Here is a 6,000-nt window from a genome sequence, read left to right as displayed (position 1 = left end):
ATTATAATTATTGTTTAGTATATATGTTTGAATGTCCATAGATTACACCCATTAGTCCGACATTACTTCCTATTAGTTAAATATTAGACCCTATTAGTCTAATATTTAACCTGCACTGTTTTCAAAAATCCACAAATTGACCCCTTTTAGTAGTAGTTTTTATCCCCCCCCAAAAGTCACCGGTTTGGCTTTTAGATTTCTTCGAAAAAGAAGTATAATATATATATGATATTTAGCAAATTTTTTCTAAAATTAAAATCTTATAAGAATAGAGAAAACCCCCTTTACGAAATAAATCCTGAAGAATTCATTCTAATTAGTAAAAATCTTATGGAGACCTCCAGCACTGTCCACAAATTACTTGGAATTATTATGGCTTCTGGAATTCCATTATCTCATTTAAAAAATCTAAATACCAAAACCCCACACAACTTCAAATCCAATAGACTTTCTTACATACTGGACAACGGTTTGATGTTGAAAACATATTCTTTAGTCCCATCTAATGGAATTTCTAAATGCATTGAAAATCTAAACAAAAATGAACTGTTATCTATTGGTGCACGAAAAATTAATTATGTAGCAAAAAATATATTCGACTTCAATATAACTACTAAACAACTGAAAATTGCTTATTCTTTGATCGTAAAGTCTAAAGAAAAGCTAAAAGCTAGCAAATATACCAAAAATCCAGGAAACATCCGAATAACTGAAAATCCATGTATTCTAGATTTAGGCGAAAAACTCGACTACATTAATTTGTTTAAACCTGTGAAGCCTAATGAAAACAATCTAAATTACTACAAAAATAGTATGCACAAAAATACATATACTATTGCAAATTTGATTTCAAATTTTTTTTCTGGAAATGAGCCCTGCAAAAATTTGTATAATCTGAAATTGTACATTAATGCTAACCTAAGAAAATTAGGAATTTACAAAAGTACTAATAAATTACAAAAGCAAATTTTTTCTAAAATCTTTTTGGTTGATTGAAAATTTTTAACGCAACTATGGAAAATCAACTAAGTCAACTAATCAAATTAGAAACACTTATGTTTACAATAGAACAAACTAACAAACAATTTAGTCACTATCATCCAAAAAAAATTTTGGATAAATACAATCAAATAATCCAACATTTTGGTATATCTAAAGATACACTAAAATCCTTAGAAACTAATCTATCCAAATTAGAAGAAATAAAAGTCATAGCTATCTTTTACAGTAAAGATATATACAACAATGTTGTTGTATATTACAAACTTAATTATCCCATAAAAACATGTTACAACAAAATCAAGGAATATTATGGGTAGTAATATGACTAGCTTGAACTAAATATGAGTAAAAATTCTAGTAAATTACAAAACAGAATTATATCTAAAATTTTTTTTCTTAATTAATTGTAGTAAAAAATTACTAGTAATTACTGTTTGAAAAAACCATTAATTAGCGACAAAACAAAAGGTCCTATAATAGCTATAGCAATAGGTACTAATACTATTGACATAATAGTTATTAATCTGTTGCTTGAGTCAAGATTTTTAGACAATAATTGATTATTAATTTCTATTTTTTCCAGTAAAAATTGATTATTAATTTTTAGTTTTTCGTCAAGATTTTGTTTCAAATTTTTTTCTACAGTATCAATTTTAGCGTCTAAATTAGCTATATCTTTTTGTAAATTTTTTTCTACAGTATCAATTTTGGCATTAAGTTCACTTTTCAAAGTGTCTATTTTAAAATCAAGATATTCAAACTTTATACCAAATTGTTTTTCTAAATTCTCTAAATCTCTATAGGTAAGTTCATTATGATAATATCTTTTTGATAAATCTTGTGCTATTAATTGCTCCATCCCTAGTCGCAAAAATTCTTTATATATTTGTTCTTCAGTAATATTTGTTGTCTTCAATACCGATTTCATAATTTACTCGTCCGCTAAATACATTTTAGCACAAATCAAGGCCAAATTTTTATAAAAATTTTGAGTTTTTTTATTTTGCATAGCTCTATTTTGGATAAATATTTATCTACATTATCTATTTTGGCATCTAGATTATTTATTTTCATATTAAGTTCATCTCTTGTAAGAGACAAATCAGCATTTAGAATAGATATTTCAGATACTAAGTTATCTATTTATAATCTAAGCTATTCATTTTAGTGTCTAAGCTATTTACTTTAAAAGTAAATTCATTTTTCACGCTAACTATCACAGTATTCATACTATCTATTTTGTCATTTAATTTATCTTCCAAACAATCAATCTTATAAATAAGATTGTCAAACCTTAGATTGAATTGCTTTTTTAGTTTATCTAAATCTTCAAATATAAGCTTATTTTCACAATATATTCTTGACAGATCCAAAGTTATTGACTTTCCATTCCTAGCTTAAGAAGCTCTTTGTAAATTCGATCTTGAGCAATATTTGTTATCATATTTTCCATAATATTTTATCACTTTTAAATACTCTAAAAATGACCAATTCTACCTAATTTTTTAAGATTTTTCCTCTCTGTAAGCTCCACCACATAGCAAAAGGACCTTCGAAATTTTCCATTTCTCTATCATAAAATTTATAAACTGCATATTCTAAATCTTTAAGTTTGCTATAAAATTGATTGCAAAATTCATTATAATTACTCTTATCTTGAAGCAAATACGCTATTGAATGCATATAGCAAAACACACTGCCCATCCTAAACCTAAACTCAATATAGTACAATTTGAAAAATGTTGCAAATATTTCTTTAGAAAAATTACAAATAGAAGGATAATCCCTAAAAATCACATCGCTTTTGGCATTGCTCCTAAAACCATAAAATATTCCCAAAAACTCATCGCCATCCTTTAAAGAAGAAAATAAGTTAAACCATTTCCTATCTTTACTAATGGAACTTCCAACCAAAATTAACAATTTGCCCGCATGTCGATTCACCTTAAAATCTAATAAAACATTCATTAATTTTGTATGGTACAAAGTTTTATTACCTACAATTTCCTTTTTGAAAAAAACTTGTTCCTTTAAAACTATCTGTTTTCTAGTAATTACTTTAATAACTGTCTTAGCTTTCCTGGAAGATTTTCTTTTAACTATTTTCAAATTGATAAACTACCCTCCTCTTTGGTTTTAGTAGGCTTTGAAGTCTTCCCTTTAGTACTAACTTAGGTTTGTTGTTGTTGGACAATACCCCTCCCTTGTTGGGCTACATCCTCTACTTGAGATTCTGGAGTACTAACAACACGTTTTTCCAATTTACTAAGAAATATTTCTTTATAGTCTTTATGAATCCTAGTTAATATTCTTTTAAGATCAGCACATTTTTTTGCAGTACACACATACTCACAACCATCTACCTTTTCGATAGTGAAATTATTTTTGTGGGGGATACTAGAATATTTTTTTATAATCCAGTCTTTAACATAGCAGTATATATACTCATAATCCAAATCTTCTGGCTTTAATTCGGGAAAATTGACAATTTGCTTATCTTTGCTCTTGACTTGTATTTCGTTGCTGGTATATACTTTCCAAATTCTATCTCTTCTTAAGTATAATTTTCTTGCTAAATTTTTTAACCTTATTTTCATTTTTCCCCCCAAAGCTACTTAAGCTCAATTTTTTTATTAACCAATACCAAGGCTATCAAGTGTAATCCCTTTAGTTGTTTTAAAGCCCAAACAATCCTTAGCAATGTTACTTTCACTATTTCTACTAATTTTTTCTAGCACTTCATCCACACTTTCTTGATTATGATTTCCACTATTCATTTTTGATTCTTGAGTTTGTTCATTTTTTAACTTGTTTAAACGTTCGTTATTGCGCACTTCTATCTCTTTAACCTCCATCTCAAGCACTTTTTTTACATAAGCATTAAGCTGTACTTTTTTCTTAACAAATTCTTTAAACCTTTCTTTCCAAATAACATCGTAATCACTAATACCCCCATCATCACGCTTCATCATCATCCAAACTTTGTATCTATACTTATTAGAAAATTGATCTAAAAAATGCTCCAATACATACTTTAATTTGCTATCCTTGTGATCATTAATCGCGTACTTTAAATTGTAAAGAGAACCTACGTAATTTGCCTGATTATTGCTAAGATCCTTCACTCGATACAGAAAATCATTTGAAACACCCTTTTCAATTAGCCATTTTTCAATATTTTTTTGTTTTTTATCATAATCTAAATCTAAATTGATTTTTCTGTTTTGGACCTTATTTATAAGGTTCTTACCTATTGATTCTTTGTTTTTTATAAATTCTCTAAATCGTTCCTGCCAAATAAGTTTATAATCGCTAACGACTCCATCACTACGCTTCATCATCATCCAAAATTTGTATTTGTATTTACTTGAGAATTGTTCAAAAAAATGTTCTAAAACATCTACTAATTCATATTGTGCATACTCTTTCAATGCAGTTTCAAGGTTATACGATGCATTAATGTAAGTTGTCTGATTATTGCTCCGCCCCTTTACTCTGTGCAGAAAGTTTTCTGGGACATTTCTTTCCATCAAACTATTTTCTAAATTATTTTTTTTTAAAATTAGATTTGTTTTTTTGAGTTTTTGAGTTAAGAATGGAATTCTTTATATTTATATTGCCTATATTAGCTTTGTTATATTGAGCGGAAATTGTATGAGCGGAAATTATATTGACAGGAAGATCTACATTTCCGTTTTGAAAATAATGTTTGATAGATTGTTCCAAATTTTCAACCTTAAATTCTACATCATGAATAGCCTTATCAAAATCGCCTACTATTTTTTTATCTTTTAGGTTTTCTTCAAGTAGTTTAACTAGATGATCCAAAATTATTTGCTTGTGGTACATTATAAGCGACATATTTTGAACGTAATGTGCAATGCTTCCTCCCCCTCCCGCTTTATTTTTACCAAGTTTCAGTATAATTGATCGCAATAAACCCATTTCATTAAACATCTTAACATTGTTTCGAATAGTACGCCAGCAAACAACTTTTTTGTAGTCATTTTTAAGAAGCTTAGCAACAATTCTATAAATACCACATGCTGAATAACACTTTCTTCCACCCGTTTCTTTGTATTCTTTATTTTTGACGTCAATTGCCCAATATACTTTAACAAGTCTATTAAATCTATTAATAACCATTCTTTTAATAAGGAATTTTGCTTTTGACACTGTTATATCATTGATGCTAGATTTTTGGTAATTTAAACTAATTAATTTTTGAATAATTTGATCAATTAATTTCAATTGTACATTGTAATTAATTTTATTTTCTGATACACTGGCTTTTATGAACATTATTTTTATATTGATCTAATCTAATTGCTTTTGCAGTTAAATTTTTTTTACCTCTTATTATTAATCTTATATTAACTTATGTTTAATTTACTAAACAAAAAAGATTTGCTGATCAAACTATGATTTTTAAAATCACAGTACCTAATAACCAAAATAAATTTAATAACGATACAATTGTTTTTATTTTAACACCCCACTCTTATAAATAGAAGATATCAAAGATGACTACTATAGTATTTTTTAAATTTTTTCAAGATCCTAAAAAAAAATATTTTTTGTGTTTTAAACACAAAAAGCTGTATAATTATTTTCCAATAAATAAAATTTTAATCTATCCACGCAATCTTTGAAGATGCCCATTTCTCCGTGGCGAACAATTATGGTGTGGATAGATTTTTTTGAATTCAAAAACATATCTTATTCTTTAATAGTTGCTAAGTATTTGAATTTATCAAAAGAGAAATTAAAAATTCTTATTGATGAATAACAAGCAACAGTTTAATATTTTTAAAATAAAGAGAATCTTTTTTATACGTATCACTTCAACATTAAATTAAGTCCAAAACTTATTTTTTTAGAAATAACAAGATTATCATTAAGTAAAGCTTATTGAGTTCACACATAGCAAAAAAGCCCTAAATGGGCAATTCCGTCTATAACGAATAAATAGTATAGAAATTAAATTTCTAACCTAGT

The 6,000-nt window shown here is 26.9% G+C and carries 8 protein-coding genes; 2 read left to right on the top strand and 6 right to left on the bottom strand.

What is annotated here, in order from left to right:
- Positions 1–225 precede the first annotated feature (225 nt).
- Positions 226–996, top strand: coding sequence for a hypothetical protein (locus tag QIA31_RS05105; protein WP_418905329.1), 771 nt, complete (start codon positions 226–228; stop codon positions 994–996).
- Positions 997–1,013: 17 nt separating this feature from the next.
- Positions 1,014–1,319 carry a plasmid maintenance protein gene (locus QIA31_RS05100; protein ID WP_418905328.1) on the top strand — a complete coding sequence of 102 codons (306 nt, stop codon included), beginning with the start codon at positions 1,014–1,016 and terminating at the stop codon, positions 1,317–1,319.
- A 110-nt stretch (positions 1,320–1,429) separates the two neighbouring features.
- On the opposite strand, the gene bdr is transcribed toward QIA31_RS05100, so the two are convergent.
- The 6 genes from bdr to QIA31_RS05070 form a co-directional block, all read right to left on the bottom strand.
- The gene (gene bdr / locus QIA31_RS05095) at positions 1,430–1,930 is read right to left on the bottom strand and encodes a Bdr family repetitive protein (protein WP_418905327.1); all 501 of its coding nucleotides are present in this window, start codon (positions 1,928–1,930) and stop codon (positions 1,430–1,432) included.
- Positions 1,931–2,141: 211 nt separating this feature from the next.
- Positions 2,142–2,375 (bottom strand): hypothetical protein, encoded by a 234-nt coding sequence (locus QIA31_RS05090; protein WP_418905326.1) that lies wholly within the window; start codon positions 2,373–2,375, stop codon positions 2,142–2,144.
- Between the two features lie 124 nt (positions 2,376–2,499).
- Positions 2,500–3,111, bottom strand: coding sequence for a DUF226 domain-containing protein (locus QIA31_RS05085; protein ID WP_418905325.1), 612 nt, complete (start codon positions 3,109–3,111; stop codon positions 2,500–2,502).
- A 62-nt stretch (positions 3,112–3,173) separates the two neighbouring features.
- Entirely contained in the window at positions 3,174–3,599 is a 426-nt protein-coding gene (locus tag QIA31_RS05080) for a hypothetical protein (RefSeq protein ID WP_418905324.1), read from the bottom strand.
- Between the two features lie 36 nt (positions 3,600–3,635).
- Positions 3,636–4,532 (bottom strand): plasmid maintenance protein, encoded by an 897-nt coding sequence (locus QIA31_RS05075; protein WP_418905323.1) that lies wholly within the window; start codon positions 4,530–4,532, stop codon positions 3,636–3,638.
- Positions 4,533–4,548: 16 nt separating this feature from the next.
- Positions 4,549–5,304: a plasmid maintenance protein gene (locus tag QIA31_RS05070; RefSeq protein ID WP_418905322.1), complete on the bottom strand. Its 756-nt coding sequence runs from the start codon at positions 5,302–5,304 to the stop codon at positions 4,549–4,551.
- Positions 5,305–6,000: the final 696 nt, after the last annotated feature.

The sequence above is a fragment of the [Borrelia] turdi genome (assembly GCF_030439285.2).
Lineage (GTDB): Bacteria > Spirochaetota > Spirochaetia > Borreliales > Borreliaceae > Borreliella > Borreliella turdi.
This window is presented reverse-complemented; position numbering and strand designations above follow the sequence as displayed.